Genomic DNA, 23,522 nt, shown 5'->3' with positions numbered 1-23,522 from the left:
GTTTTCTATGCATATATTATTTATCGGTTATGGTAAAACATCTCAGCGTGTTGCTAAACAACTATTTGAGAAAGAACATCAAATTACCACAATCAGCCGTAGTGTAAAAACGGATAGTTACGCAACACATCTTGTTCAAGATATCTTTAAACTTGATTTAAGTAAAATTGAACCTGTAGATGTCGTATATATTTTACTTTCTCCAAACGAGAGTACGGTTGAGGGCTACCAACATACTTATGTAGATAGTATTGAACCGATTCGAGATGCATTAAAAATACATCCAGTAAAAAAAATAATCGTAGTGTCGTCTACACGGGTATATGGTGAAAATGCAGGGGAGATCATTGATGATTTTAGTGAAATTAAGCCAAATGATGCACAAGGCCATATATTGCGTAATATGGAACGCCTTTGGCAAAAACACTATCCAGCACAATGTGTAATTGTTCGCCCAACTGGGATTTACGGAACCTCAGTTGCCCGTTTAAAAAAGATGGCTGAAAATAGTCAAAGTTATCCAAATATACATTATAGCAATCGAATACATATTGATGATTTAGCAAGTTTTTTGGCTTTTATGGCGGACTATGAAAATCATCAAGCGAGCTATATTGTGACTAATAACCAACCATTGCCTTTGCATGAAGTTATCATGTGGTTCCAAAAACAATTGGGGTTACCCGAGTTAACTTTAGAATCAAACCAAATCTCAGGTAAACGAATTTATGCAAAACATTTGCCTGAAACGGGTTTCCAATTAGAGCATCCAATTTGCTTTAATGACTATTTATTATGTTTAAATGTTCATAGCACTAAATAAAATTTTGATTAAACTTTAAATAAGAACAGAAATACCTGATGAGGCAGTCAAATTGCCGATAAAGATAAAAAGTTTGAAAGTGAAAAGAATTTGTTTAGCTCTTATTTTGAGCGTAACAGCTGTTGCGAGTTGGGCCGAGGATCAGGTGTGGTGTGCATATGATCCGATTGGTTCCCAAGGGGATATTACACGTCGTTTAAATGACATTCGGTTATATGCTCAGCAGTATCAAGTCAAATTTAAAGTGGTGACCTATCAAAAAGAACAACAGGCCATACAAGCTTTTGATGAGGGTAAATGTTCAGGTTTAGCGGCATCTAATTTTAATACTTATCGCTATAACCAGTTTATGGGAAGCACTGCAGGTATCGGGCTTATTCCTAATAATCGTACCGCGAAAAGCTTATTACAGCTTTTGAATCATCCAACAGTCGAAAAAAGATTAATTTCTAAGGATTATGAAGCTGTAGGAATGATTCCTATTGGTACTGCTTATATGGTCCTAAAAAATAAGAAAATCTCTAAAGTTGCTCAATTAAGAAATCAGCGTATTGGGGTATTACCAAATAATCCACCACAACAGGCATTGGTACGCAGTGTAGGTGCTCAGCCAGTTTATGTTGATTTATCTAATGCGATTGTTCAGTTTAAGCAAGACAAAATCGATATTGTTCCAGCTCCCATATACGGACTATTGCCATATAACTTACAAAAAGAATTTGGTCCAGATGTCCAAGTTATTAACTTTCCTTTGGCATATTTCGGCGTCAATTTAATTATTAAGCCACAAGCTTATCCTGCTAATTTTGGTCGAAAAATACGAGGATGGTTTGTTCAAAACAGCCAATTACTGACTAACCGCGCAACCCAGTGGGAAAATCATTTACCTGCTTATTACTGGGTAGACGTTTCTTTTTATGAAAAGCAGAGCTACGACGTTATGGTTGCAAAAATACGTAATCAGTACGTTCTTTCAGGTTATTACGATGCTTATTTTGTTCAACTTATGAAGCGTCTGCGTTGTATGGATGATCCACGCTATTTTGAGTGTCCAATGCGTTAATAAAATAAAAGGCAACCGAAGTTGCCTTTTATTTTGACTCAAAATTTTAAGATTTTTTACGTTTTAAACGTCGTTTTGCTTGTTGAGATGCCATCGCTTCAAGTGCATCTTTCAATTCTTCGTCGCTAAAGGTCGTGATGTGCTGCAACATTTGTAAGGTTACTTCATCAAGAACCAACTGTGCGCCAGCAGCCATTTGACGGAAATTATCATCAAACTCGATTTGGCCTTGGTCGTTGGTACGAATGTAATTTTGCTGTGTAAGTACTTTTAGGAAGCTTTGGAATAAAGCTTTGTCGAAGAACTCTGGCGAATTAAATTCATATAGAACTGACAAACGTTGTCCGAGTAAATGACTTAATTCTTCAACCTGTTTAGCAGAAATATTACCTGAACCACGTTGAGTAATGAGCGCAAGCGTCATGTAGTAACGCTCAAGACTTTGCTTAACCGGCGTAGCTAAAACAACAAGCTGATTGTGCTCTTCAGTGTTTGGTGCAGAGCTAATTAAATTGCCTTCATCATCTTGTTGAATAAGGTTTGATTGAACCAATGCATTTGCATATTGCTCAATTTGTTCTTTAAGTTCGCTACTCTTCCATTTAAGGAATAACTCTGCTTTCAAGAATGGGTAGAGCGTATAGATGACGTTGTTTAAATCTGAACGGCTGATTTTTCCATTATGTTCAACAAGTGATGCAACCAATGAAGGTAAAACAAAGGCGTGCAAAATGTTATTACGGAAATAGGTTAGAAGAACGGCTTGGTTATCTTCAATCGCAATAATATCGCCGAGTGCATGCTGAACTCGTTTAATGAGTTTAAGCTTTAAACCATAAGCAATAATTTCTTTACCTGAAAGTGGTGTCACTTCCATACGTTGGTCGTATGGGAAGTTCGATGCCAGATTGCGGTAAGCTTCAAGCTGCTTAATACAAATTTCTTCATCCAGCGTATGCTTTGGAGTTGCAAGCAAAATAATAGAAAGTAAAGAGACAGGGTTAATCACCACAGCTCGGTTAATATTTTCTAAAATTGCATGTGCAGAGCTATTTACGGCATCTGAAACTGCTTGAGGAATTGGGTCGTCATTTTTTTCGATAAAAACGTTTTCTGCATTATGTTGTTTAAGTAGATCATCAAGGAAAACAGGTTCACCAAAGTTCACGTGGACTTTACCGAAAATACGTTCAATTTTTCGTAAGGTTTTCACAATACCAAAAATTGATTCAGCTTCTTTCGGTTTACCTTGCATTTCGCCTACGTAGGTCGAGCCTTCCATCAAGCGTTCATAACCAATGTAAGTTGGTACAAATACAATTGGCTTTGTACGACCACGTAAATGACTATGAACAGTCATGGCAAGCATGCCAGTCTTAGGCGGTAATAGGCGTCCTGTACGCGAACGTCCACCTTCAATAAAGTACTCAAGTGGCGTGTTACGTGACAAAATACTATATAAATATTCTTTGAATACGGTTGTATAAAGCCCATTGCCGCGGAAAGAGCGGCGAATAAAGAAGGCACCACCACCACGTAAAAGCTGACCAACGAAAGGCAAGTTTAGGTTATCACCCGCAGCAATATACGGAACCATAAGGCCACGTCTATAAATCACATAAGACAATAATAAATAGTCAATATGGCTGCGGTGGCAAGGTGTGTAAACCACTTCATAATCTTTTGCCAGTTCACGAACAGTACTGAAGTTATGCACATCTACGCCATCATAAAGCTGGGTCCATAAGCGCGTTAAAGCAAGATCGGCAAAGCGGACTGCTGAATGTGAATAATCCGATACGATTTCATTGACATAACCAATCGCACGACGTTCAGCTTCGAGCATACTCACTTTCCCGCGAATACTTTCACGGCGGATTGCTTCTTGAACATCACGAGATTTGACAACCGACTGCATGACATTACGGCGATCCGATAAATCGGGGCCTAACACCACTTCACGCTGACGATCTAAGTAATCATTTAACGTACTTACAATATAAGTGGCTGGTGAAAGATTCGGATAATGCTGTTGAGCATATTCAACCAATTCACGTAGCGATTGTGGTTCATGAAACTCTAAATAAGATTGGCGGCCATGTAAGCCAATGTTGACCAATTGCTTAACGGTGCTTGGTGTAGCCCATGTATCTGAAAATAATAACTTAAACCAAGAATCTTCTTTATCTGGTGAGCGTCCCCATAAAACGGTAACTGGAACTAGCTCTATATCAAGTTCAGGATTTTCTTGTAAGACTTCAATCAGTTTTAGTAAGCGTGGTGGAAAAGCATGAGGAGGAGGATTCAGTAAATTATTTTCATCATTGTGCTGTAAAAATAAAACTGATGCTTTTTCCTGATGAGTGCCAACAACTAATGGATCTAACGCAGGTTTTAAATTTAAACGACGCGTTTCTCCATCAACCACCAAAGCATTGCTTCGAGAGTGGTTTTGTAAGACATAGCACACCACTTTTTGGCGCTCAGTCTTTGCTTCTGTTTCTGTTGTTTCTGATACTGGTTCAGTAGGAACTTCCCCAAGAACATGTGGTGTTACCACGAGGTCAAGTAGTTTACTCGAAAGCCGACGATACATTTGACCAAACCCACTCTTGGACATAAGAACTCCTACTTCTTAAAGACAAATCCCAGCACCAAATGCGGAGGGTAATTATTTTGAGGCATTTATTAAAAAAAACAATATGCTACTTTCTTATAAATTATAATGCTTTTGGCATATTTTATCGTTAAAAATCGTATTTTTAGCTGTTATATGAGCAATGTTCATCAGAAGTTGACTGATTGTTCCATGTTCAAATAGTTTTTTATGGCACAATAGATTCTACACATCTGTCCTTTAATACGATTTTTTACCTGAAATATGAAGGTATCTCTCATGAATGCGTTAACCCAAGAACTAGTCGAGCTTCTCACTTTAGAAAAGCTAGAAGAAAATATTTACCGTGGCATGAGCCGTAATCTTGTCGGTAAACGTGTCTTTGGTGGACAGGTTTTAGGTCAGGCTTTACGTGCAGCCTCTTATACAACGGATCGCCCAGCGCATTCTTTACATGCCTACTTTTTATATGGTGGCGATATTAATGCCCCAATTATCTATGAAGTAGACCGTTTACGGGATGGAAAAAGCTTTGTAAGTCGTCAAGTTCGTGCGATTCAGCATGGGCGAGTTATATTTTCAGCAATGGTGTCTTTTGCCAATCCAGAAGAGGGTTTGAACTATCAACATCAAGAACCTGAGTACCCAGCACCAGAAACACTTAAATCTGAAAATGAGCTAAAACAAGGTATTCTAAACTTTGTACCTGAAAATGTTCGTGCTAGTTTCATGCGTGAGCGTCATGTAGAAATTCGCCCAATTGATCCGGTAAACCCGTTTCAGCCGCAACCTGAAGCTCCTTATAATGCGCACTATATACGCACCCATGATCGTATTCCAAAACAGCTAGATGATATTGCCTTGCATCAAGCAATTGTTGCCTTTTATTCAGACTTTACCTTAATGACCACGGCTTTAAGACCGCATGGCTTAAGTTATATTTCTCCAAGTTTGCAATGTGCAAGTATTGATCATGCAATTTATTTCCACCGGCCACTTCGTGCTGATGAGTGGATGCTTTATGACATGGAAGCCACAGTGAGTGCGGCTTCAAGAGGTCTTAATTTTGGTCGTATGTGGCAAAATGGCCAACTTGTATGTAGTACGGTGCAAGAGGGTTTAATTCGTTTGCGGGAAATTGAAACTCAATAGTCCTATTGAAGAGCCATCTAACCAGATGGCTTTTTTATTTTTAATGGGAACGATGTGACAAAAAATTGCTCGAATGAAAAGCAACCTCATGTCATATTGTAAATAGGTATGCCAACTGAAAAAAATAATGCTGATATGAACTTAAATACACAAATTCTGATTGCCGCCATTTTAGGTTTAGCCTTTGGTTTCCTACTCACCATGTATCCAGACACAGCTTTTGTAAAACATAGTTTATATGGGCTTGGAATATTAAGTAGTGTTTTTATCGGGCTTCTTAAAATGCTTTTGGTGCCTTTAATTTTTAGTTCGATTGTTGTAGGGGTATCAAACCTACAAGCGGGCGGACAGTTAGGGCCAGTCTGGAAAATCACATTTTTATGCTGTTTAACTACAACGACTTTAGCCTTAATTTTAGGTATTAGTTGTGCTCATTTATTTGAGGTGGGGCGTGGCATAGATATTTCTATTTTCCAGACATCTATGCAAAATTATCAAGCACCAGATAGTTTAAACCCGGCAAGTTTTTTCACTAATTTTATTCAAAACACTTTAATCAATCCATTTAAAGCATTTAGTGACGGTAACGTTTTAGCCGTTGTGGTCTTTGCTTTATTTGTCGGCGTTGCTTTGGTACAGGGTGGGGAGCGTTTCAAAAGTATTCGTGTATTGAGTCACCAGTTTTTTGAGATGATGATGCTGCTCGTTGGCTGGGTCATGAAATTAGCGCCTTTGGGTATTTTTGCTTTATTAGCAAAACTAATGGCAACCGAAGATATTTCGGTATTAAGTCGTTTGGCTGAGTTTGCAGTCGTTGTAACAGGCACAACCATTTTCCATGGTGCTGTTGTTTTACCATTACTACTTTGGATTTTTGGCCGCATGAGCCCTTGGACTTTTTTCAAAGGGACACGTACAGCATTAATTACAGCATTTGCAACGAGTTCTAGCTCTGCCACGATGCCGCTTAGCATGAAGTGTGCACAAGAAAACTTAGGGGTGCGCCCTCAAACAGCGGGATTTGTTATCCCACTCGGTACTCAGCTTAATATGGATGGTACTGCTCTATATGAGGCGGCAGCTGCACTCTTCGTAGCAAATTTAGTGGGACTAGATTTAAACCTGACACAGCAAATTATCGTGTGTTTAACAGCAATGATCGCATCACTTGGTGCACCTGGAATCCCGAGTGCTGGCATGGTGACTATGATTATGGTTTTACAATCGGTAGGTTTACCAGCTGAAGCAATTGCCATTTTACTGCCAATTGACCGCTTACTAGATACGGTGAGAACGGTGGTAAATGTACAGGGCGATATGATGATTAGTGTGGTTGTAGATCGTTATACCAAAGATAAAGATATCAGTGTCTAATATCTCGAAATAAAAAAAGCAGGATTTAAAATCCTGCTTTTTTTATTTTTAAGCTGCTTGAAGTTCTGCTCTTTTTGCTGCTGGAGATTGCGATAAATAACTAACCGCATCTTCAGTGCTACCTTCTTTTACTGGATCATACCAAGGCATGAGGTAATCAATTTGTTGAGCAATAAGCCAAAATGGATTTGGTAATACTTGGTTATCTTTACGACTAATCTTAAGCCATTCTATAGCAACCCATACTGGGAAAAATCTCGACTTGGCCGCATCAGCAAAACGAGGGTCTTGTTTCATAATATGTGCAGCACCGTCTACCCATAAACCCAGTACCAGTACAATCACTGCGAGGCTTAAATAGTAGCGTGGAATATATCCACCACCCAAATGGCGGTACAAATCAAAGGCTACGGTACGGTGTTCAATTTCTTCTGAACCATGCCATTTTACTAGATCGACCATTTCAGGGTCAGCGCCTAATTCTTCCCAGCGTTTGTTATAGAGAGCATATTTGCCTAATACACAGGTCATATGTTCAACAGTGGCAATAACGCCTAAACGGAAAAGGTCCCATTGCTCTTGTAGAACTTGAGGGACTTCTTTATCGAAAGGCTTATCTGCTAAGGCTTTGGTAAATAGATAATTCATAATGTCCAGATTTCTCTGGATATCAATATTGCGCGCACTTAAATATTCTTTGTTTGCAGAGTTGTGTGCATTGGCATGCATAGCTTCCTGACGGATAAATGCTTGTACATCCTGCTTGAGTTTTTCATCTGTGATTTGCGGTAAAACCTTGTTATACAAACGGCAAAACCAGAACTCACCAGCAGGCAAAATATTATTAATTTCATTAATAAAATAACTTGCGAAAGGCTGATTAGGAATCCAGTCGACAGGGGTATCTTTCCAGTCAAATTTCACTTTACGTGGAAGAATTTTATAATCAATAGAAGAACCTAATGCCTTGTTCTTCAAAAAAGATAACAATTTCATCATTTAGTCCTGATTTTTAACTCGATGAAGTTATAACGAGTATAAAAAAAGCCCCTACATTTGTGTTTAGCAATAGGGGACAATTGAGTATAAATTTAATGAAAAAATTGTATCTGTTATGACAATTTAGCTTTCAGCATCTTCATCTGTCGCTTCAGGGATTGAATCGACATCAAATTCTGGCTGTTGATCTAGCGTAAAATGCAGACGTCCACCCATGACACTTGCAAGCTCTTCCAAACCTAATTTGTTAAGTGAAGAGAAAAGCTGAATGGAAAAATCAAGCTTCATTTTTTTAAGTTGTTGTTTAACTTCAAGCAATACTTTATTTGCAGGACCACGATTAAGTTTGTCTGCTTTCGTTAAGAGAATATGAACAAATAGATGACGCGAATAAGCCCACTCTAGCATCATCATGTCAAAATGCTGTAGAGGATGGCGAATATCCATAAGTAAGACTAAGCCTTGTAAGCTTTTACGGTGAATTAGATAGTTTTCTAATTCCTTTTGCCACACCTTTTTCATATCTTCAGGTACAGCTGCATAACCGTAACCTGGAAGATCGACTAAACGCTGATCAGGATTACCTAGACTAAAGAAGTTAATCATCTGGGTACGACCAGGCTTTTTAGAAGCACGGGCAAGTTGTTTCTGATTAGTTAATGCATTAATAGCACTAGACTTACCAGCATTTGAGCGTCCTGCAAAAGCAATTTCGTAGCCACTATCTTCAACACAAAGTGCCAATTTAGGTGCACTCATTAGAAACTCAGCTTGGCGTAACCAGTTTAGTGATTGTACAGCATAGGCTGTGATCGCCGGATCTGGTGCTTTTTCATAGCTGATCTTTTGCTTGGGTGCGAGTCTGGCTTTGGTGTCTTTCGATTTTTCACTACGACGCATAAAAAATAACTTTTTAAATGAGAGGGCTCGCGCCTAGTATAAAGGAGCTTGGGTATTCTTGCTAATTTTCAATAAATCAACTTATGAAAATCAATAGAAGTTAGATTTCTAAAAAGGCAATAGGGGAGTTAGCAGGAGCAGATTTTGATTGCTGCAAAACTTCTCCGAGTGTGTATTGGTCTAGGCTTTGATAAAAGCTCTCTAAAGCTTGATCTAAAATACCTTTTAGACCACAGTGGCTGCGTAATACACAAGGTGGTGTATTGCATTCAACGATTTGATTGTCACCTTGTAATATTCGAACAATTGAACCCAAATTGGAGTTAAGTGCATCTGGGTTTAAGCGAATTCCACCGCCTTTTCCACGAATCGTAATAATCCATTCTTGTTTGCCCATAAAGTGAACAACTTTAACCAGATGGTTTTGTGAAACATGCAAATCTTTCGCGATTTCTGCAATCGTGTAGGGTGCATCACTTGGGCGTGCAACATACATTAATATTCGTAATGCATAATCGGTAAATTTATTAAGCTGCATGATCACCAAAAATGGAAGAGAAAAAGGATGATCATCTTAGCCTGAAAGTTTAAATAAGAAAACTTTCAGGCAAGAGGTTTTTACATTACAGCGTTAAAGGAGCTGAAACCTGTACTTGATCGCCAACTCTATAATGTTCAAGCAAGATGTTTGAAACTGAAAATTCAGTATGGTTTTCTTCAGGCTGAACGTCAAAGTGATATGAGTTATTTTCTTGAGCTTCTGTAAATTTAAAAGCTTTCGGCTGTTCAAGCTGTTGCTCTGGGACTTGTACTTTTACCGAAATAAAAGCGTTTGCAGGACTAGTTAGTACGTCCTCATGATCAGTTGCTTTTAAAGTGAAACGTTTGCCAGATTCAAGAGGGTCAATTTGTGTAATTTCAAATGGACGCCAGCCAGCCCATCCACCTTTTAAGCTCTCAAGTTGTTCATATTTTTGTTTTTCAACGCCAATCAAGATATCTGCCAATTGTAGATAAGCTTGCTTCCACGCTTCGATAAGTTCTGATTCAAATGGCACGTTAAGTACTTCACTAATTGAATGAAGTAGGTTGTCACCAACAATTGCATATTGATCAGGCTGGATATCTAAGCTCACATGTTTAGTAGTGATACGTTCAACAGCTTTGGCTAGAACAGTAGGGTTCTCAATATTTTCTGCATAAGCAAGAACCGCAGCTGCAAGCGCACGCGGCTGACGTAAGCTAGTTTGGTCATCTAAGTTAAAAACATTTTTTAATTCGGGATTGTTATTAAGCATACGCTTATAAAAGTATGTAGTCAGCGAAATACCGTGTTCACGTAAAACCGGTACAGTAGATTTAACAAGTTCAATTTGTTGTGGAGTCATGGCTAGACCTTATTTATCTGGCTATATAAGATGTATTTAAAATACATCTTTAAAAAAATAATGGCAATAGCTTTCCGAGAAAAACCATAAAAAAATTAGGGGATATAAAATCCCCTTAAATTAACGTTATGTTATTAAATATTTTTTATTTACCAAATAAAGAGCCAAGTAGGCCTCGAACAAGTTTTTGACCTGTACTTCCTCCTAAACTACGTGCAGCACTTTTTGCAAAAGTTCCAACAATATCTTGGGTGAGTTTGGCTCTTTCACGTGCTGCTCGTTCTTCCTCTTTTAATTGATCACGTGCCAATCTTTCCTGCTCTTTCGCCTGCTGTTTTGCTAGGGTTTCTTGCTCTTTCGCTTGTTGTTTTGCAAGCTCGGCATTTTGTTGCTGCTGTTCGCGTTCAGCCACTTTATTTTGTAGCATTTCATAGGCGCTATCACGATCTACAACCTGCTCATAAACTCCAGCAATAATACTTTGTGAGATTAAAGCTTGACGCTCTTCTGGAGTGATTGGTGTAAATGCAGAGTAAGGAGGCATGACCCAACCACGCTCAACAATTTGTGGAGTACCTTGCTCATCTAGGCAACTAATGAGTGCCTCACCAACACCAAGTTCAGTAATCGCTTCATCAACTTTAAAGTTTGGATTGGCTCGGAAAGTATCTGCTGCGGTTTTTACCGCTTTCTGATCTTTAGGGGTAAATGCGCGTAGGGCATGTTGAACGCGATTACCAAGTTGACCTAGAACACTTTCAGGTAAATCGAGTGGATTTTGGGTAATGAAATAGATACCTACTCCTTTAGAACGAATTAAACGTACAACTTGTTCAATTTTGTCTTGGAGTGCTTGGCTGGCATTGTCAAATAATAAGTGAGCTTCATCAAAGAAAAACACGAGTTTAGGTTTATCCATATCACCGACTTCTGGAAGCTGTTCAAATAGTTCTGAAAGCATCCATAAAAGGAAAGTGGCATATAGCTTAGGTGTATTCATGAGCTTGTCAGCCGCAAGAATATTAATGTAGCCATGACCATTTGCATCGGTTTGAATAAAATCTAAAATATTTAAAGCAGGTTCACCAAAAAATTGCTCTCCACCTTGGTCGGCAAGGGCGAGTAAATTACGCTGAATAGCGCCTAGGCTTGCTGGAGATAAATTGCCATATTCTGCTTTAAACTCGGCTGCATGTTCACTCACAAAAGTGATCATGGCTTTTAAATCTTTAAAATCTACTAATAGTAGACCTTGGTCATCTGCAATACGGAATACAGCAGATAGCACACCCTCTTGAGTATCATTTAAATTGAGCATACGAGCCAATAAAATTGGCCCAATTTCAGAAATGGTAGTACGAATAGGATGGCCTTGTTGACCAAATAAATCCCAAAAAACAACTGGATTAGCTGCGAAAGGAACGCTATCAATCTGCAAAAGCTTTAGTCGTTCATTAAATTTATCTGAAGCTTCTCCCGCTTTTGCGAGACTCGAAACATCACCTTTAGCATCGGCAAGAAATACCGGTACACCAATTCGAGAAAAACTCTCTGCTAGAACTTTTAACGTAACTGTTTTACCTGTACCCGTGGCGCCCGCAATAAGTCCATGGCGGTTAGCAAACTGGGAAAGTAAAACAATTTCTTTGGATGTGTCATTAATGTTTTTAGCAATAACAATCGGTGTACCCATATATTTTTATCCTGTGGTTCGAGTCACTATGATCTTGTCGTTTTACAGTTGTTTCAGTGCATTTTCGATATCTTGTATTAAATCTTGTGGATCTTCTAGTCCTATACAGAAGCGAACCAATAATCCTTGTTGTAAATGTGTATTCTCAAGTTTTCTCATCATTTTTAAATCATAAAGCATAATCAGACTAACGGGTCCTCCCCAGCTAAAACCAAGCTTAAATAACGCTAAGGCATCGCAAAAACGACGTACTGCTGTAATGTCATATTCAGGTTTGAAAATAACACTGACTAGACCAGCACTTTGATTATCTATGCAGATTTCTTGCCAATATTGATGGCCTGGGGCGGCCTCATCACTTGGATGTAGAACTTGTGCAAATTGAGATTGGTTTTTTAGCCATTTAAGTAAAGTTTGAGCATTGGCTGATTGTTGTTCATAACGTAAAGACATATGAGCAAGACTGCGTTGGACTTGAGCTGCATCATCTCCTGAAACTGCAATACCTAAAATGGCATGTGTACGGAACAGGCGGTGATGAAGTTTCTCATCACGAGTTACAATGCTACCCATTAAGATGTCACCACCGCCACTCGGATATTTGGTGAGTGCATGCACGGTTAAATCGACTGATAGATGTTCATCAGAAAAATTAAAAGCATTAAACGCAAGCCCAGCTCCCCAAGTGTTATCTAGAGCAGTTAATACACCGTGCTTTTTAGCTTTTTTGACTAGATTTTTAAGATCAGGGAATTCTAAAGTAACTGAGCCTGCTGCCTCTAACCACAACAGTTTGCTTTTTTCAGTTGGTTGAAAGCTTGAGGCGTCAATAGGGTTGTACACTTTGACAATAACGCCATATTGATTTTGCAGATGATTTAAATGCTCAAGGTTTGGTCCATAAATGTTGTCTGGTACCCATACTTCATCATTAGTACTTAAAAATGCTGAGTTCACAACATTAATTGCAGATAAGCCACTTGGTGCAAGCAAACAATGCAATCCACCTTCAATTTGCGCAATATTGTCGCCTAAGGTGAAGGTGGTGGGGGTGCCGTGTGTCCCATAGCTATAGTCGTAGTCATCCGTCCAATGGCGATCAAAAAGGTGCGAAGTTGATTTAAAAATAATAGTAGATGCACGAAATAAGGGTGGTTGTACTGTTTCAATAAATTGCGGGGCCTTTCTTTGTGCATGAATGAGGCGAGTCTGGAAGTCGTTATGCTTTTTCATAGTGCTTTGCATTTTAAATAATAAAGTTAGATTAAGAGAAATTTAGATTCTTCGCTAGATTTACGAAGTTTTATAAGAGGTTTCGTTACAGTAGACTCATAAAATAAAAACTTGGCTTTATTTTTGCTAAGACCATTACAACATTCTAACAACAATAGGTTTAAGCGCATGAAGTCGCATTTACGTGTTCACTATTTTCAACATATCGCGGGTGAGGGATTTGGAAGTTGTTATTCATTTTTAAAAGCCCACCACGCGACAATTAGCTCTACAGAGTTTTTTGCACTTCCGGTTGATCGGTCACTTGAAATAGAAGCTTTGCCTCGAATTGATGAGGTTGATTTACTATTGGTCATGGGTGGCACCATGAGTGTAAATGATGAGGCAAACTTCCCATGGTTAAAGATAGAAAAAAGATGGTTGCGCCGTTATTTGGCAGCGGGAAAGCCAGCTATTGGTCTTTGTTTAGGGGGGCAGTTAATTGCTAATGCGTTAGGTGCTGCGGTAAGCCGTAATCGCTATCAGGAACTTGGATGGTCAACAGTTCAGAGAGTTGCGAATCTACCTCAAGAAAGCTTCCCATTACCAGAGAAGATAAAGGTGATGCAGTGGCATAGCGAGACATTTGAAATACCTAAAGGTGCTATACATTTGGCTGAAAATCAGGCCTGTCGTAATCAGATGTATCAGATTGGAAAAAATGTACTGGGTTTTCAGTTTCATCCAGAGATGACACCAGCAGCTCTAGCGCTTTTACTTGAAGATGAAGAAGAGCTTTCTATTTTTGATGGAGAATATGTTCAATCTACGCGTGAACTATACTATTCCGAAGCACAAAAATTTGAACAAGGTAATCAACTTCTAAATAAAGCGATTGAATTTGTAATAAGTGCTTAGTTTAGTTCCCAATACACGATTAAAGCAGGTTTTGTGGAGAAAATAGAAAAAGAGAATTGCATAAGACTTAAACAATCGTTATAATGAGCGACCCTCAATAGGAGGGGCATTTACTGCGAAGAAAGTGGTAAATGTGCATTACAGTCGTGGCATCGATCATGACCTTAGTGATTTTCACTGCCTTTGACACTTACCAATGGGTGAGATGCGTCAAAGGTGATTCTTTATATGTTTGGCTTGGAGTTTACTGGTATGTCTAACCAGAGAATTCGTATCCGTTTGAAGTCTTTTGATCATCGTCTGATTGATCAATCTGCTCAAGAGATCGTAGAAACCGCTAAGCGTACTGGCGCACAAGTTTGTGGTCCAATTCCGATGCCTACTCGCATCGAACGCTTCAACGTTCTTACTTCACCGCACGTTAACAAAGATGCGCGTGACCAGTACGAAATCCGCACCTACAAACGTTTGATCGACATCGTTCAACCTACAGATAAAACTGTTGATGCATTGATGAAATTAGATCTTGCGGCTGGTGTTGATGTTCAGATCGCTTTGGGTTAAGGCTTTCGGTTGATTAACTTTTAAGTTAATTAGGCCGCTTTTTTAGAGGTTTATGCACATGGCTATTGGTTTAGTCGGTCGCAAATGTGGTATGACTCGCATCTTTACAGATGCAGGTGTTTCTGTACCTGTTACAGTCATCGAAGTCGATCCAAACCGCATTACGCAAATCAAAACACTTGAAACTGATGGTTATCAAGCTGTTCAAGTAACTACTGGTGAACGTCGCGAATCTCGCGTAACTAACGCTCAGAAAGGTCACTTCGCGAAAGCTGGTGTTGCTGCTGGTCGTTTAGTTAAAGAGTTCCGTGTTACTGAAGCTGAGCTTGAAGGTCGTGAAGTTGGCGGTACTATTGGTGTTGATTTGTTCACAGTTGGTCAAGTAGTTGACGTAACTGGTCAATCAAAAGGTAAAGGTTTCCAAGGTGGTGTTAAACGTTGGAACTTCCGTACCCAAGACGCTACTCACGGTAACTCAGTTTCTCACCGTGTATTAGGTTCTACAGGTCAAAACCAAACTCCTGGTCGCGTGTTCAAAGGCAAAAAAATGGCTGGTCACTTAGGTGATGAACGCGTAACAGTACAAGGTCTTGAAATCGTATCTATTGACGCTGAACGTTCTGTTTTAGTTGTTAAAGGTGCAATTCCTGGTTCAACTGGCGGTGACGTGATTGTACGTCCTACCATCAAGGCCTGAGGGGAAATACCGTGAATTTGAAAACTGTTTCCGGCTCTGCTGTTGAATTGTCTGAAGTTGCTTTCGGACGTGAATTTAACGAAGCTCTTGTACACCAAGTTGTTACTGCTTACTTAGCAGGTGGTCGTCAAGGTACTCGTGCTCAGAAGTCACGTGCAGACGTTTCTGGCGGTGGTAAAAAACCATTCCGTCAAAAAGGTACTGGTCGTGCTCGTGCGGGTTCTACTCGTAGCCCAATCTGGGTTGGTGGTGGTAAAACTTTTGCTGCTCGTCCACAAGATTGGTCTCAAAAAGTAAACCGTAAAATGTATCGCGGTGCAATGCAATGTATCTTAGCTGAACTTGTTCGCCAAGATCGTCTTGTACTAGTTGAAGAGTTTGCTATTGCAGCTCCAAAAACTAAAGAATTGCTTGCAAAGCTTGGCGATTTAAATGCCGCTCGTGCATTGATCGTTACTGAAGCTGTAGATGAGAACTTATATCTTGCAGCACGCAACCTTCCGCATGTAGATGTGGTGGATGCTACTGCAATCGATCCTGTAAGCTTGATCGCGTTTGATAAAGTTGTGATGTCTGTAGCTGCTGCTAAGAAAATTGAGGTAGAACTCGGATGAACAACGAACGTATCTATCAAGTCCTTAAAGGACCAGTCTTCTCAGAAAAGGCACAAGTTTTAGGTGATACTGTTGGCGTTCAAGTATTCAAAGTAGATATTAATGCTACTAAACTTGAAGTTAAAAAAGCAGTTGAAAAACTTTTTGGTGTAGAAGTTGTTAAAGTTAACACTACTATTACTAAAGGTAAAACTAAGCGCTTTGGTAAAACATTAGGACGTCGTTCTGATGTTAAAAAAGCATACGTCACCCTGAAAGCTGGCCAAGATGTTGAAATGGCTGACTTGGGCGATACCGCTGAAAGCGCAGCGGAATAAGGACGAAAATTATGCCGATTCAAAAATGTAAGCCAACGTCTCCAGGACGTCGCTTTGTAGAGAAAGTGGTTCATGACCACCTTCACAAAGGCGCGCCTTACTCACCGTTGGTTGAAGCAAAAAAACGTACTGGTGGTCGTAATAATAACGGTCACATTACAACTCGTCACGTTGGTGGTGGTCATAAGCAACACTATCGTATCGTTGACTTTAAGCGTAATAAAGACAGCATCCCAGCTGTTGTAGAGCGCATTGAATACGATCCTAACCGTACAGCACATATTGCTTTGTTGAAATATGCTGATGGTGAGCGTCGTTATATCATTGCTCCTAAAGGCTTACGTGCTGGCGATAAAGTACAATCTGGTAACGATGCTCCAATTCGTCCAGGTAACTGCTTGCCACTTCGTAACATGCCTATCGGTTCTACACTTCATAACGTTGAACTTAAAATTGGTAAGGGTGCGCAATTAGCGCGTTCTGCTGGTGCTTCTGTTCAGTTGTTGGGTCGTGATGGTTCTTACGCGATTGTTCGTCTTCGTTCAGGCGAAATGCGTAAAATTCATGTTGAATGCCGCGCTGTAATTGGTGAAGTTTCTAACCAAGAAAACAACCTTCGTTCATTGGGTAAAGCTGGTGCTGCGCGCTGGCGTGGTGTTCGTCCTACCGTACGTGGTATGGCGATGAACCCAGTTGATCACCCGCACGGTGGTGGTGAAGGGCGTAACAAAGGTATTCAACCTGTAAGCCCATGGGGTCAAAAAGCTAAAGGGTACAAGACACGTACCAATAAGCGTACGACTAAGATGATTATTCGCGACCGTCGCGTCAAGTAAAGGAATCTGACTAATGCCTCGTTCTCTGAAAAAAGGCCCATTCGTCGATGCGCACTTGTTCGCTAAGGTTGAAGCGGCTGTTGCTAGTAACTCTCGCAAGCCGATTAAAACTTGGTCTCGTCGTTCGATGATCCTTCCAGATTTTGTTGGTCTAACAATTTCTGTTCATAATGGTCGTAATCACGTTCCAGTAATTGTTACTGAGCATATGGTTGGTCATAAACTCGGTGAATTCGCGCCAACTCGTACCTATCGTGGTCACGGTGTTGACAAGAAGTCTAAACGTTAATAGGTGTCATGATGGAAGTAACTGCTAAATTACGCGGTGCCGCTATCTCGGCACAAAAGGCACGTTTGGTTGCAGATCTTATTCGCGGCAAATCTGTTGCGCATGCTTTGAATATCTTAAACTTCAGCAATAAAAAAGCTGCTGTTTTAGTAAAAAAAGCATTGGAATCTGCGATTGCAAACGCTGAACACAATAACAGTTTAGATGTTGACGATCTTAAAGTTTCTACGATTTACGTTGATGAAGGTGTTAGCCTTAAACGTATTATGCCACGTGCTAAAGGCCGTGCAGATCGTATTACGAAGCGTACTTGTCACATCACCGTTAAGGTAGGGGTTTGATATGGGTCAGAAGGTTCATCCAATCGGTATCCGCCTAGGTGTTGTGAAACGTCATAACGCTAACTGGTATGCGAGTCCGAAACAATACGCTGAATACTTGCTTAAAGATCTTCAAGTTCGTGAGTTTTTAACTAAAAAACTTAAGAATGCGATGATCAGCAACATTCTTATCGAACGTCCATCAGGCGCTGCTAAAGTAACAATTAGCACAGCTCGTCCTGGTATCGTAATCGGTAAAAAAGGCGAAGATATTGAGAAATTACAGCGCGAACTTACCAGCATTATGGGTGTTCCAGCGCAAGTAAGTATCAATGAAATTGATCGCCCAGACTTAGATGCGCGTTTAGTTGCTGAAGCAATTGCTTCTCAATTAGAAAAGCGTGTAATGTTCCGTCGTGCTATGAAGCGTGCGGTTCAAAACACTATGCGTGCTGGTGCTAAAGGTATCAAAGTTGAAGTGTCTGGCCGTTTAGGTGGTGCAGAGATTGCTCGTACTGAATGGTATCGTGAAGGTCGTGTACCTTTGCATACATTACGTGCAGACATTGATTATGCAACTATGCGTGCAGAAACAACTTACGGTACGATTGGTGTTAAAGTTTGGATTTTCCGTGGCGAGATTTTAGGTGGCATGAAACAAGTCATGAACCCTGCTCCTGCTGAAGATCGTCCAGCTAAACGTGGTCGTGGTCGTGGTGAAGGTCAAGAGCGTCGTGGTCGTCGCGGTGACCGTGCTGCTGACAAGGGAGAATAATCCATGTTGCAACCTAAACGTACCAAATTCCGTAAGGTGCACAAAGGCCGTAATACTGGTCTAGCGCATCGTGGTAGTACAGTATCATTTGGTTCGATTGCAATCAAAGCAACTGAACGTGGTCGTATGACTGCGCGTCAGATTGAAGCTGCACGTCGTACTATTAGCCGCCGTATTAAGCGTGGTGGTAAAATCTTTATTCGCGTATTCCCGGATAAACCAATTACTCAAAAGCCTCTTGAAGTGCGTATGGGTAAAGGTAAGGGTAGCGTGGAATACTGGGTTTGCCAGATCCAACCAGGTAAGATCCTGTACGAAATTGAAGGTGTGAACGAAGAATTAGCGCGTGAAGCATTTGCTTTAGCTGCTGCTAAACTTCCGTTTAAAACCACTATCGTGACTCGGACGGTAATGTAATGAAAACTAAAGATTTACGTGAAAAGTCGGTAGAAGAGTTGAAAGCTTTGCTTGATGAGCAACAGCTTAACCAATTCCGTCTTCGTATGGCGAAAGCAACTGGTCAGTTGGGTAAATCGCACGAAGTGCAAGTTGCTCGTAAGACAATTGCTCGTATTAAGACACTCCTTACCGAAAAACAGGGGAACGGACAATGAGTGAAAAAACAGTCCGCACGTTAACCGGCAAAGTCGTAAGTGACAAAATGGATAAATCTATTGTTGTTCTTATTGAACGCCGCGTTCAACACCCGTTGTATGGCAAGTCAATTCGCCGTTCAACTAAGTTACACGCTCATGATGAGAACAATGTCGCTAAAATTGGTGATGTTGTGACAATCAAAGAAAGCCGCCCAATTTCTAAAACTAAAGCTTGGACTTTAGTGGAAGTAGTTGAAGCAGCTGCTGAGTAATTCGACGTTCTTGTTGCATCATCGGTCAATTTCGAGTACTCTTTGAGCCTTTCGAAATTGTGACCGGTGATGCTCGGTTTTGGAGTAGGGCAATGATTCAAACCGAAACTATGCTCGACGTAGCAGACAACAGTGGTGCTCGCCGCGTACAATGTATTAAAGTACTTGGTGGTTCACATCGTCGTTATGCTTCTGTTGGCGACATTATTAAAGTTACTGTAAAAGAAGCAATCCCACGCGCACGTGTTAAAAAAGGTGACGTGATGAATGCGGTTGTAGTTCGTACTAAATTCGGCATTCGTCGTCCAGATGGTTCTGTGATCCGTTTTGATGATAATGCTGCAGTTATCCTGAACAACAACAAAGCTCCGATTGCTACTCGTATCTTCGGACCAGTGACTCGTGAACTTCGTACTGAACAGTTCATGAAAATCATTTCATTGGCTCCTGAAGTTCTATAAGAGGCAATCATGGCTAAGATTAAAAAAGGCGATCAAGTTATCGTGATCGCAGGTAAAGAAAAAGGCAAACAGGGTACTGTATTGTCTGTTTCTGAAGACCTCGTTAAGGTTGAAGGCCTTAACTTAGTGAAGAAGCATCAAAAGCCGAATCGTGTAACTGGCGCTGAAGGCGGTATCGTTACTCAAGAAGCTTCGCTTCATATTTCAAACGTGGCAATTTTAAATGCTACAACCCAGAAGGCTGACCGTGTTGGTTACCAAGTGATTGATGGCGTGAAAACTCGCGTTTATAAATCAAATGGTGAATCAGTGGCGGTAGCGAAGTAATAGGTTGAAAAGGCAATGGCCAGACTTAAAGCACGTTACAATGATGAACTTAAAGCAAAGTTAAAAGAAGAACTTAGCATTAAGAACGTGATGGAAATTCCACGCATCACAAAAATTACCCTAAACATGGGTGTAGGCGCAGCTGCAACTGATAAGAAATTATTAGATGGCGCTGTAGTCGACATGCAATTAATTGCTGGTCAAAAACCAGTAATTACACTTGCTCGCAAATCTATCGCTGGTTTTAAAATCCGTGACGGTTGGCCGATTGGTTGTAAAGTTACTTTACGTGGCGACCAAATGTACGAATTCTTGGACCGTTTGATCTCAATCGCAATCCCTCGTATCCGTGACTTCCGTGGTTTCTCTTCGAAATCATTTGATGGTCGTGGTAACTACTCAATGGGTTTGAAAGAGCAAATCGTTTTCCCTGAAATCGATTTCGATAAGATTGATCGTATTCGTGGTATGGATATTACTATTACTACGACTGCTCGCACCGATGACGAAGGCCGTGCGCTTATGCGTGCATTCGGCTTCCCGTTCAAATAAGAGGTCGATATGGCTAAGAAAGGTATGGTTAATCGCGAATTGAAACGCGAAAAAACAGTTGCTAAATACGCTGCAAAACGTGCTGAATTAAAAGCTACGATTGCAAACGTAAATGCAAGTGAAGAAGAACGTTTCGAAGCGATGTTAAAGTTACAAGCGTTGCCACGTAATGCATCTCCGGTACGTCTTCGTAACCGTTGTGGTTTAACTGGTCGTCCTCATGGTTACTTCCGTAAGTTCGGTTTAAGCCGTAACAAATTACGTGACACAGTAATGCAGGGTGATGTACCAGGCGTTGTTAAGGCAAGCTGGTAAGGAGCGACTAAATGAGTATGCAAGATACCGTTGCCGACATGCTAACACGTGTTCGTAACGCACAAATGGCTAAGAAACAAACTGTTTCTATGCCTTCTTCTAAGTTGAAAGTTGCAATTGCAAACGTACTTCAACAAGAAGGTTATGTTTCAAACGTAGAAGTTGCTCAAGAAGAGACAAAATCTACTTTGACAATTACTTTAAAATATTTCGAAGGCAAACCAGTTATCGAAATGGTTAAGCGCGTAAGCCGTCCAGGTCTTCGCCAATACCGTGGTAAAGATAAACTTCCAAGCGTTAAGCAAGGTTTAGGTATTGCAATTGTTTCTACAAGCAAAGGCATCATGACTGATCGCGCTGCACGTGCTGCGGGCGTTGGTGGTGAAGTTATTGCTTTTGTTTCTTAATAGGTGATTCCTCATGTCTCGTGTGGCTAAAGCCCCAGTAACTGTACCGAATGGTGTAACAGTTACTCAGAACGGCCGGCAGGTCGAAGTGAAAGGCAGCAAAGGTACGTTGTCTTTCAACCTGCATGCGCTGGTCGAGCTAAAACAGGAAGAAGGTAAACTTCAACTTGCTCCAGTTAAAGAATCGAAAGATGCTTGGATGCAAGCTGGTACTGCTCGCGCTGTATTGAATAACCTTGTAAAAGGGGTTAGTGAAGGCTTCGAACGTAAGTTGCAGCTAGTTGGTGTTGGTTATAAAGCTGCGGTTAAGGGTACTGTTGTAAACCTTAACCTTGGTTACTCACACCCAATTGACTACGCTTTACCTGAAAGTGTAACAGCGGAAACTCCAACTGCAACTGAAATCATTTTGAAATCAGCAAACAAGCAGTTGTTAGGTCAAGTAGCGGCAGAAATCCGTGCGTATCGTGCTCCTGAACCATATAAAGGTAAAGGTGTTCGCTATTCGGATGAAGTCATTCTTCGTAAAGAAGCTAAGAAGAAATAAGGCGCGAGGTTCTTATGAACGAAAAGAAACAAACCCGTTTGCGTCGTGCGAAAAGCACACGCTTGCACATCCGTGCATTGGGTGCGACTCGTTTGTGTGTAAACCGCACTCCGCGTCACATCTATGCTCAAGTTATTTCAGCAGATGGTGGCAAAGTTTTAGCGCAAGCTTCAACTTTGGATGCATCTTTACGTAGCGGTACTACAGGTAATGTAGACGCGGCTACTAAAGTAGGTGCTTTAATCGCAGAACGCGCGAAAGCAGCTGGTGTAACTAAAGTTGCATTTGACCGTTCTGGTTTTAAATATCATGGTCGTATCAAAGCCTTGGCTGATGCTGCTCGTGAAAACGGCTTGGAGTTCTAATCATGGCTAAAGTTGAACAAAACGAAGGTCTTGTTGAAAAGCTGGTTGCCGTTGATCGTGTAGCCAAAGTTGTTAAGGGCGGTCGTATCTTCTCTTTCACAGCATTAACTGTTGTGGGTGATGGTAATGGTCGTGTTGGTTTTGGTCGTGGTAAAGCACGTGAAGTTCCAGCTGCTATTTCTAAAGCACTTGAAGCTGCACGTCGCAACATGATTACTGTAGACCTTGCAGGTACTACTTTACAACACCCTGTGAATGCTCGTCATGGCGCAAGCCGTGTATACATGCAACCTGCTTCTGAAGGTACTGGCGTAATCGCTGGTGGCGCAATGCGTGCCGTTCTAGAAGCTGCGGGCGTGCATAACGTACTTGCTAAATGTTATGGTTCTACTAATGCTGCAAACGTAGTAAACGCAACTTTCAAAGGTTTGCGTGATATGACTTCTCCTGAGAAAGTCGCTGCGAAACGTGGTAAATCAGTAGCAGAAATTCAAGGGTAATCAATCATGAAAACGATTAAAGTTACCCAGACTAAATCTTCTTCACATCGCTTGAAAAATCACAAGCTTTGCTTACAAGGTTTAGGTCTGCGTCGTATTGGTCATACTGTAGAAGTGCAAGATACGCCTTCTAACCGCGGTATGATCAACAAAGTCTACTATATGGTTAGTGTAGAGGAATAAGCCATGACTCTGCGTTTAAATGAGCTTGCGCCTGCGGAAGGTGCAAAACGTGAAAACCGTCGTTTAGGCCGTGGTATCGGTTCTGGCGTTGGTAAGACTGGTGGCCGTGGTGTCAAAGGTCAAAAATCACGTAAAAGTGGTGGCGTTCGTCCAGGCTTTGAAGGCGGTCAAACAGCGATTTATCGTCGTTTACCTAAATTCGGTTTCACTAGCCAAATCGCTTTAAAAACTGCTGAAGTACGTTTATCTGAGTTAAGCAAAGTTGAAGGCGACATCGTTAGCCTAGAAACTTTGAAAGCTGCGAATGTTGTTCGTCGTGACCAAGTTCGTGCTCGTATCGTACTTTCTGGTGAAATCACTCGTGCATTCACTGTTCAAGGTGTTGCATTGACTAAAGGCGCTAAAGCTGCAATTGAAGCAGCTGGCGGCAAAGTCGAGGAGTAATC

General features: G+C 40.8%; 32 protein-coding genes and 2 pseudogenes. 26 read left to right on the top strand and 8 right to left on the bottom strand.

The genetic code is table 11. The annotated features are described in order from the left end of the window. The first annotated feature begins 7 nt into the window (after nucleotides 1-7). Both ODQ17_RS13810 and ODQ17_RS13805 read left to right on the top strand, forming a co-directional pair. Nucleotides 8-823, top strand: a complete 816-nt coding sequence (locus tag ODQ17_RS13810) for an NAD(P)H-binding protein (RefSeq protein ID WP_322904368.1) — start codon at nucleotides 8-10, stop codon at nucleotides 821-823. A gap of 79 nt (nucleotides 824-902) precedes the next feature. After that, the gene (locus tag ODQ17_RS13805) at nucleotides 903-1,886 is read left to right on the top strand and encodes a putative solute-binding protein (protein ID WP_322904366.1); all 984 of its coding nucleotides are present in this window, start codon (nucleotides 903-905) and stop codon (nucleotides 1,884-1,886) included. A gap of 46 nt (nucleotides 1,887-1,932) precedes the next feature. Here the strand turns inward: ODQ17_RS13805 and plsB are convergent, their stop codons facing one another. Then, the gene (gene plsB / locus ODQ17_RS13800) at nucleotides 1,933-4,506 is read right to left on the bottom strand and encodes a glycerol-3-phosphate 1-O-acyltransferase PlsB (protein ID WP_322904364.1); all 2,574 of its coding nucleotides are present in this window, start codon (nucleotides 4,504-4,506) and stop codon (nucleotides 1,933-1,935) included. 276 nt (nucleotides 4,507-4,782) lie between these two features. Here plsB and ODQ17_RS13795 point away from each other — a divergent pair, with 276 nt between their 5' ends. Both ODQ17_RS13795 and ODQ17_RS13790 read left to right on the top strand, forming a co-directional pair. After that, on the top strand, nucleotides 4,783-5,655 hold the full coding sequence (locus tag ODQ17_RS13795; protein ID WP_003653674.1) for an acyl-CoA thioesterase: 873 nt from the start codon (nucleotides 4,783-4,785) through the stop codon (nucleotides 5,653-5,655). 108 nt (nucleotides 5,656-5,763) lie between these two features. Next, complete coding sequence (locus ODQ17_RS13790) at nucleotides 5,764-7,029, top strand: dicarboxylate/amino acid:cation symporter (protein WP_005301217.1); 1,266 nt, start codon at nucleotides 5,764-5,766, stop codon at nucleotides 7,027-7,029. Between the two features lie 48 nt (nucleotides 7,030-7,077). Here the strand turns inward: ODQ17_RS13790 and ODQ17_RS13785 are convergent, their stop codons facing one another. From ODQ17_RS13785 to ODQ17_RS13755, 7 genes and pseudogenes are all read right to left on the bottom strand, one after another. Then, nucleotides 7,078-8,028 (bottom strand): metal-dependent hydrolase, encoded by a 951-nt coding sequence (locus ODQ17_RS13785; RefSeq protein ID WP_322904361.1) that lies wholly within the window; start codon nucleotides 8,026-8,028, stop codon nucleotides 7,078-7,080. A gap of 123 nt (nucleotides 8,029-8,151) precedes the next feature. Next, complete coding sequence (yihA, locus tag ODQ17_RS13780; protein ID WP_004789642.1) at nucleotides 8,152-8,928, bottom strand: ribosome biogenesis GTP-binding protein YihA/YsxC; 777 nt, start codon at nucleotides 8,926-8,928, stop codon at nucleotides 8,152-8,154. 100 nt (nucleotides 8,929-9,028) lie between these two features. Continuing rightward, on the bottom strand, nucleotides 9,029-9,466 hold the full coding sequence (locus ODQ17_RS13775) for an RrF2 family transcriptional regulator (RefSeq protein ID WP_005301222.1): 438 nt from the start codon (nucleotides 9,464-9,466) through the stop codon (nucleotides 9,029-9,031). An 85-nt stretch (nucleotides 9,467-9,551) separates the two neighbouring features. Then, on the bottom strand, nucleotides 9,552-10,316 hold the full coding sequence (locus ODQ17_RS13770) for a globin domain-containing protein (RefSeq protein ID WP_322904360.1): 765 nt from the start codon (nucleotides 10,314-10,316) through the stop codon (nucleotides 9,552-9,554). A 2-nt stretch (nucleotides 10,317-10,318) separates the two neighbouring features. After that, nucleotides 10,319-10,431, bottom strand: a pseudogene (locus tag ODQ17_RS13765) (hypothetical protein); the annotation flags it as partial. Nucleotides 10,432-10,461: 30 nt separating this feature from the next. After that, a complete protein-coding gene (locus ODQ17_RS13760; protein WP_144732986.1) occupies nucleotides 10,462-12,009 on the bottom strand; it encodes a helicase HerA-like domain-containing protein in 1,548 nt (515 codons plus the stop codon). Between the two features lie 42 nt (nucleotides 12,010-12,051). Next, nucleotides 12,052-13,242 (bottom strand): PLP-dependent transferase, encoded by a 1,191-nt coding sequence (locus ODQ17_RS13755; protein WP_322904357.1) that lies wholly within the window; start codon nucleotides 13,240-13,242, stop codon nucleotides 12,052-12,054. A gap of 168 nt (nucleotides 13,243-13,410) precedes the next feature. On the opposite strand from ODQ17_RS13755, the gene ODQ17_RS13750 reads away from it, so the two are divergent. From ODQ17_RS13750 to rplO, 22 genes and pseudogenes are all read left to right on the top strand, one after another. Continuing rightward, entirely contained in the window at nucleotides 13,411-14,139 is a 729-nt protein-coding gene (locus ODQ17_RS13750; RefSeq protein ID WP_049837382.1) for a type 1 glutamine amidotransferase, read from the top strand. 252 nt (nucleotides 14,140-14,391) lie between these two features. Beyond that, nucleotides 14,392-14,703 carry a 30S ribosomal protein S10 gene (gene rpsJ, locus ODQ17_RS13745; RefSeq protein ID WP_000070912.1) on the top strand — a complete coding sequence of 104 codons (312 nt, stop codon included), beginning with the start codon at nucleotides 14,392-14,394 and terminating at the stop codon, nucleotides 14,701-14,703. A gap of 58 nt (nucleotides 14,704-14,761) precedes the next feature. Next, on the top strand, nucleotides 14,762-15,400 hold the full coding sequence (rplC, locus tag ODQ17_RS13740) for a 50S ribosomal protein L3 (protein ID WP_004639526.1): 639 nt from the start codon (nucleotides 14,762-14,764) through the stop codon (nucleotides 15,398-15,400). Nucleotides 15,401-15,411: 11 nt separating this feature from the next. Next, nucleotides 15,412-16,014, top strand: coding sequence for a 50S ribosomal protein L4 (rplD, locus tag ODQ17_RS13735; protein ID WP_003653663.1), 603 nt, complete (start codon nucleotides 15,412-15,414; stop codon nucleotides 16,012-16,014). Next, nucleotides 16,011-16,331 carry a 50S ribosomal protein L23 gene (rplW, locus tag ODQ17_RS13730; RefSeq protein ID WP_003653662.1) on the top strand — a complete coding sequence of 107 codons (321 nt, stop codon included), beginning with the start codon at nucleotides 16,011-16,013 and terminating at the stop codon, nucleotides 16,329-16,331. The genes rplD and rplW overlap by 4 nt, the downstream gene beginning before the upstream one ends. A gap of 11 nt (nucleotides 16,332-16,342) precedes the next feature. Further along, on the top strand, nucleotides 16,343-17,167 hold the full coding sequence (gene rplB / locus ODQ17_RS13725) for a 50S ribosomal protein L2 (protein ID WP_004789629.1): 825 nt from the start codon (nucleotides 16,343-16,345) through the stop codon (nucleotides 17,165-17,167). Between the two features lie 13 nt (nucleotides 17,168-17,180). After that, nucleotides 17,181-17,456, top strand: coding sequence for a 30S ribosomal protein S19 (rpsS, locus tag ODQ17_RS13720; RefSeq protein WP_001138119.1), 276 nt, complete (start codon nucleotides 17,181-17,183; stop codon nucleotides 17,454-17,456). An 11-nt stretch (nucleotides 17,457-17,467) separates the two neighbouring features. Beyond that, on the top strand, nucleotides 17,468-17,797 hold the full coding sequence (rplV, locus tag ODQ17_RS13715) for a 50S ribosomal protein L22 (RefSeq protein WP_004639524.1): 330 nt from the start codon (nucleotides 17,468-17,470) through the stop codon (nucleotides 17,795-17,797). Between the two features lies 1 nt (nucleotide 17,798). Beyond that, a pseudogene (rpsC, locus tag ODQ17_RS13710) lies at nucleotides 17,799-18,615 on the top strand (30S ribosomal protein S3). Then, complete coding sequence (gene rplP / locus ODQ17_RS13705; RefSeq protein ID WP_002049688.1) at nucleotides 18,555-18,968, top strand: 50S ribosomal protein L16; 414 nt, start codon at nucleotides 18,555-18,557, stop codon at nucleotides 18,966-18,968. The pseudogene rpsC and the gene rplP overlap by 61 nt, the downstream one beginning before the upstream one ends. Next, nucleotides 18,968-19,165 carry a 50S ribosomal protein L29 gene (gene rpmC, locus ODQ17_RS13700; protein ID WP_000849928.1) on the top strand — a complete coding sequence of 66 codons (198 nt, stop codon included), beginning with the start codon at nucleotides 18,968-18,970 and terminating at the stop codon, nucleotides 19,163-19,165. Before rplP ends, rpmC begins: the two co-directional genes overlap by 1 nt. Beyond that, nucleotides 19,162-19,419, top strand: coding sequence for a 30S ribosomal protein S17 (gene rpsQ, locus ODQ17_RS13695; protein ID WP_001291845.1), 258 nt, complete (start codon nucleotides 19,162-19,164; stop codon nucleotides 19,417-19,419). The genes rpmC and rpsQ overlap by 4 nt, the downstream gene beginning before the upstream one ends. 92 nt (nucleotides 19,420-19,511) lie before the next feature. Then, on the top strand, nucleotides 19,512-19,880 hold the full coding sequence (gene rplN, locus ODQ17_RS13690; protein ID WP_001982634.1) for a 50S ribosomal protein L14: 369 nt from the start codon (nucleotides 19,512-19,514) through the stop codon (nucleotides 19,878-19,880). Nucleotides 19,881-19,889: 9 nt separating this feature from the next. Beyond that, complete coding sequence (gene rplX / locus ODQ17_RS13685; RefSeq protein ID WP_322904354.1) at nucleotides 19,890-20,207, top strand: 50S ribosomal protein L24; 318 nt, start codon at nucleotides 19,890-19,892, stop codon at nucleotides 20,205-20,207. Between the two features lie 15 nt (nucleotides 20,208-20,222). Further along, nucleotides 20,223-20,759, top strand: coding sequence for a 50S ribosomal protein L5 (gene rplE / locus ODQ17_RS13680; RefSeq protein ID WP_004789621.1), 537 nt, complete (start codon nucleotides 20,223-20,225; stop codon nucleotides 20,757-20,759). 9 nt (nucleotides 20,760-20,768) lie between these two features. Next, on the top strand, nucleotides 20,769-21,074 hold the full coding sequence (gene rpsN, locus ODQ17_RS13675; RefSeq protein WP_004789619.1) for a 30S ribosomal protein S14: 306 nt from the start codon (nucleotides 20,769-20,771) through the stop codon (nucleotides 21,072-21,074). 11 nt (nucleotides 21,075-21,085) lie between these two features. Beyond that, nucleotides 21,086-21,481, top strand: coding sequence for a 30S ribosomal protein S8 (rpsH, locus tag ODQ17_RS13670; protein WP_004789617.1), 396 nt, complete (start codon nucleotides 21,086-21,088; stop codon nucleotides 21,479-21,481). Nucleotides 21,482-21,494: 13 nt separating this feature from the next. Next, nucleotides 21,495-22,028 carry a 50S ribosomal protein L6 gene (gene rplF, locus ODQ17_RS13665; RefSeq protein ID WP_005301272.1) on the top strand — a complete coding sequence of 178 codons (534 nt, stop codon included), beginning with the start codon at nucleotides 21,495-21,497 and terminating at the stop codon, nucleotides 22,026-22,028. A gap of 14 nt (nucleotides 22,029-22,042) precedes the next feature. Further along, nucleotides 22,043-22,393 (top strand): 50S ribosomal protein L18, encoded by a 351-nt coding sequence (gene rplR, locus ODQ17_RS13660; RefSeq protein WP_003653654.1) that lies wholly within the window; start codon nucleotides 22,043-22,045, stop codon nucleotides 22,391-22,393. A 2-nt stretch (nucleotides 22,394-22,395) separates the two neighbouring features. After that, a complete protein-coding gene (rpsE, locus tag ODQ17_RS13655) occupies nucleotides 22,396-22,893 on the top strand; it encodes a 30S ribosomal protein S5 (protein WP_003653653.1) in 498 nt (165 codons plus the stop codon). Between the two features lie 6 nt (nucleotides 22,894-22,899). Next, entirely contained in the window at nucleotides 22,900-23,076 is a 177-nt protein-coding gene (gene rpmD / locus ODQ17_RS13650; protein WP_000849088.1) for a 50S ribosomal protein L30, read from the top strand. 3 nt (nucleotides 23,077-23,079) lie between these two features. Next, nucleotides 23,080-23,520: a 50S ribosomal protein L15 gene (rplO, locus tag ODQ17_RS13645; RefSeq protein WP_004789613.1), complete on the top strand. Its 441-nt coding sequence runs from the start codon at nucleotides 23,080-23,082 to the stop codon at nucleotides 23,518-23,520. Nucleotides 23,521-23,522: the final 2 nt, after the last annotated feature.

The sequence above is a fragment of the Acinetobacter sp. IRS14 genome (genome assembly GCF_034650275.1).
GTDB classification, from domain to species: Bacteria; Pseudomonadota; Gammaproteobacteria; order Pseudomonadales; family Moraxellaceae; genus Acinetobacter; species Acinetobacter oleivorans.
This window is presented reverse-complemented; position numbering and strand designations above follow the sequence as displayed.

Coding starts and splice junctions, on each gene's coding strand:
- ODQ17_RS13760 (WP_144732986.1), bottom strand. CDS start 12,009: ATGGGTACACCGATTGTTATTGCTAAAAACATTAATGACACATCCAAA.
- rplC (WP_004639526.1), top strand. CDS start 14,762: ATGGCTATTGGTTTAGTCGGTCGCAAATGTGGTATGACTCGCATCTTT.
- rpsS (WP_001138119.1), top strand. CDS start 17,181: ATGCCTCGTTCTCTGAAAAAAGGCCCATTCGTCGATGCGCACTTGTTC.
- rplF (WP_005301272.1), top strand. CDS start 21,495: ATGTCTCGTGTGGCTAAAGCCCCAGTAACTGTACCGAATGGTGTAACA.
- yihA (WP_004789642.1), bottom strand. CDS start 8,928: ATGCGTCGTAGTGAAAAATCGAAAGACACCAAAGCCAGACTCGCACCC.
- ODQ17_RS13755 (WP_322904357.1), bottom strand. CDS start 13,242: ATGAAAAAGCATAACGACTTCCAGACTCGCCTCATTCATGCACAAAGA.
- rplN (WP_001982634.1), top strand. CDS start 19,512: ATGATTCAAACCGAAACTATGCTCGACGTAGCAGACAACAGTGGTGCT.
- rpsJ (WP_000070912.1), top strand. CDS start 14,392: ATGTCTAACCAGAGAATTCGTATCCGTTTGAAGTCTTTTGATCATCGT.
- ODQ17_RS13790 (WP_005301217.1), top strand. CDS start 5,764: ATGCCAACTGAAAAAAATAATGCTGATATGAACTTAAATACACAAATT.
- rplB (WP_004789629.1), top strand. CDS start 16,343: ATGCCGATTCAAAAATGTAAGCCAACGTCTCCAGGACGTCGCTTTGTA.
- rpsE (WP_003653653.1), top strand. CDS start 22,396: ATGGCTAAAGTTGAACAAAACGAAGGTCTTGTTGAAAAGCTGGTTGCC.
- rplX (WP_322904354.1), top strand. CDS start 19,890: ATGGCTAAGATTAAAAAAGGCGATCAAGTTATCGTGATCGCAGGTAAA.
- rplP (WP_002049688.1), top strand. CDS start 18,555: ATGTTGCAACCTAAACGTACCAAATTCCGTAAGGTGCACAAAGGCCGT.
- rpsQ (WP_001291845.1), top strand. CDS start 19,162: ATGAGTGAAAAAACAGTCCGCACGTTAACCGGCAAAGTCGTAAGTGAC.
- rplV (WP_004639524.1), top strand. CDS start 17,468: ATGGAAGTAACTGCTAAATTACGCGGTGCCGCTATCTCGGCACAAAAG.
- rplE (WP_004789621.1), top strand. CDS start 20,223: ATGGCCAGACTTAAAGCACGTTACAATGATGAACTTAAAGCAAAGTTA.
- rpsH (WP_004789617.1), top strand. CDS start 21,086: ATGAGTATGCAAGATACCGTTGCCGACATGCTAACACGTGTTCGTAAC.
- ODQ17_RS13750 (WP_049837382.1), top strand. CDS start 13,411: ATGAAGTCGCATTTACGTGTTCACTATTTTCAACATATCGCGGGTGAG.
- rpmD (WP_000849088.1), top strand. CDS start 22,900: ATGAAAACGATTAAAGTTACCCAGACTAAATCTTCTTCACATCGCTTG.
- rplW (WP_003653662.1), top strand. CDS start 16,011: ATGAACAACGAACGTATCTATCAAGTCCTTAAAGGACCAGTCTTCTCA.
- ODQ17_RS13775 (WP_005301222.1), bottom strand. CDS start 9,466: ATGCAGCTTAATAAATTTACCGATTATGCATTACGAATATTAATGTAT.
- ODQ17_RS13770 (WP_322904360.1), bottom strand. CDS start 10,316: ATGACTCCACAACAAATTGAACTTGTTAAATCTACTGTACCGGTTTTA.
- rpmC (WP_000849928.1), top strand. CDS start 18,968: ATGAAAACTAAAGATTTACGTGAAAAGTCGGTAGAAGAGTTGAAAGCT.
- ODQ17_RS13810 (WP_322904368.1), top strand. CDS start 8: ATGCATATATTATTTATCGGTTATGGTAAAACATCTCAGCGTGTTGCT.
- rplR (WP_003653654.1), top strand. CDS start 22,043: ATGAACGAAAAGAAACAAACCCGTTTGCGTCGTGCGAAAAGCACACGC.
- ODQ17_RS13785 (WP_322904361.1), bottom strand. CDS start 8,028: ATGATGAAATTGTTATCTTTTTTGAAGAACAAGGCATTAGGTTCTTCT.
- plsB (WP_322904364.1), bottom strand. CDS start 4,506: ATGTCCAAGAGTGGGTTTGGTCAAATGTATCGTCGGCTTTCGAGTAAA.
- rplO (WP_004789613.1), top strand. CDS start 23,080: ATGACTCTGCGTTTAAATGAGCTTGCGCCTGCGGAAGGTGCAAAACGT.
- ODQ17_RS13795 (WP_003653674.1), top strand. CDS start 4,783: ATGAATGCGTTAACCCAAGAACTAGTCGAGCTTCTCACTTTAGAAAAG.
- rpsN (WP_004789619.1), top strand. CDS start 20,769: ATGGCTAAGAAAGGTATGGTTAATCGCGAATTGAAACGCGAAAAAACA.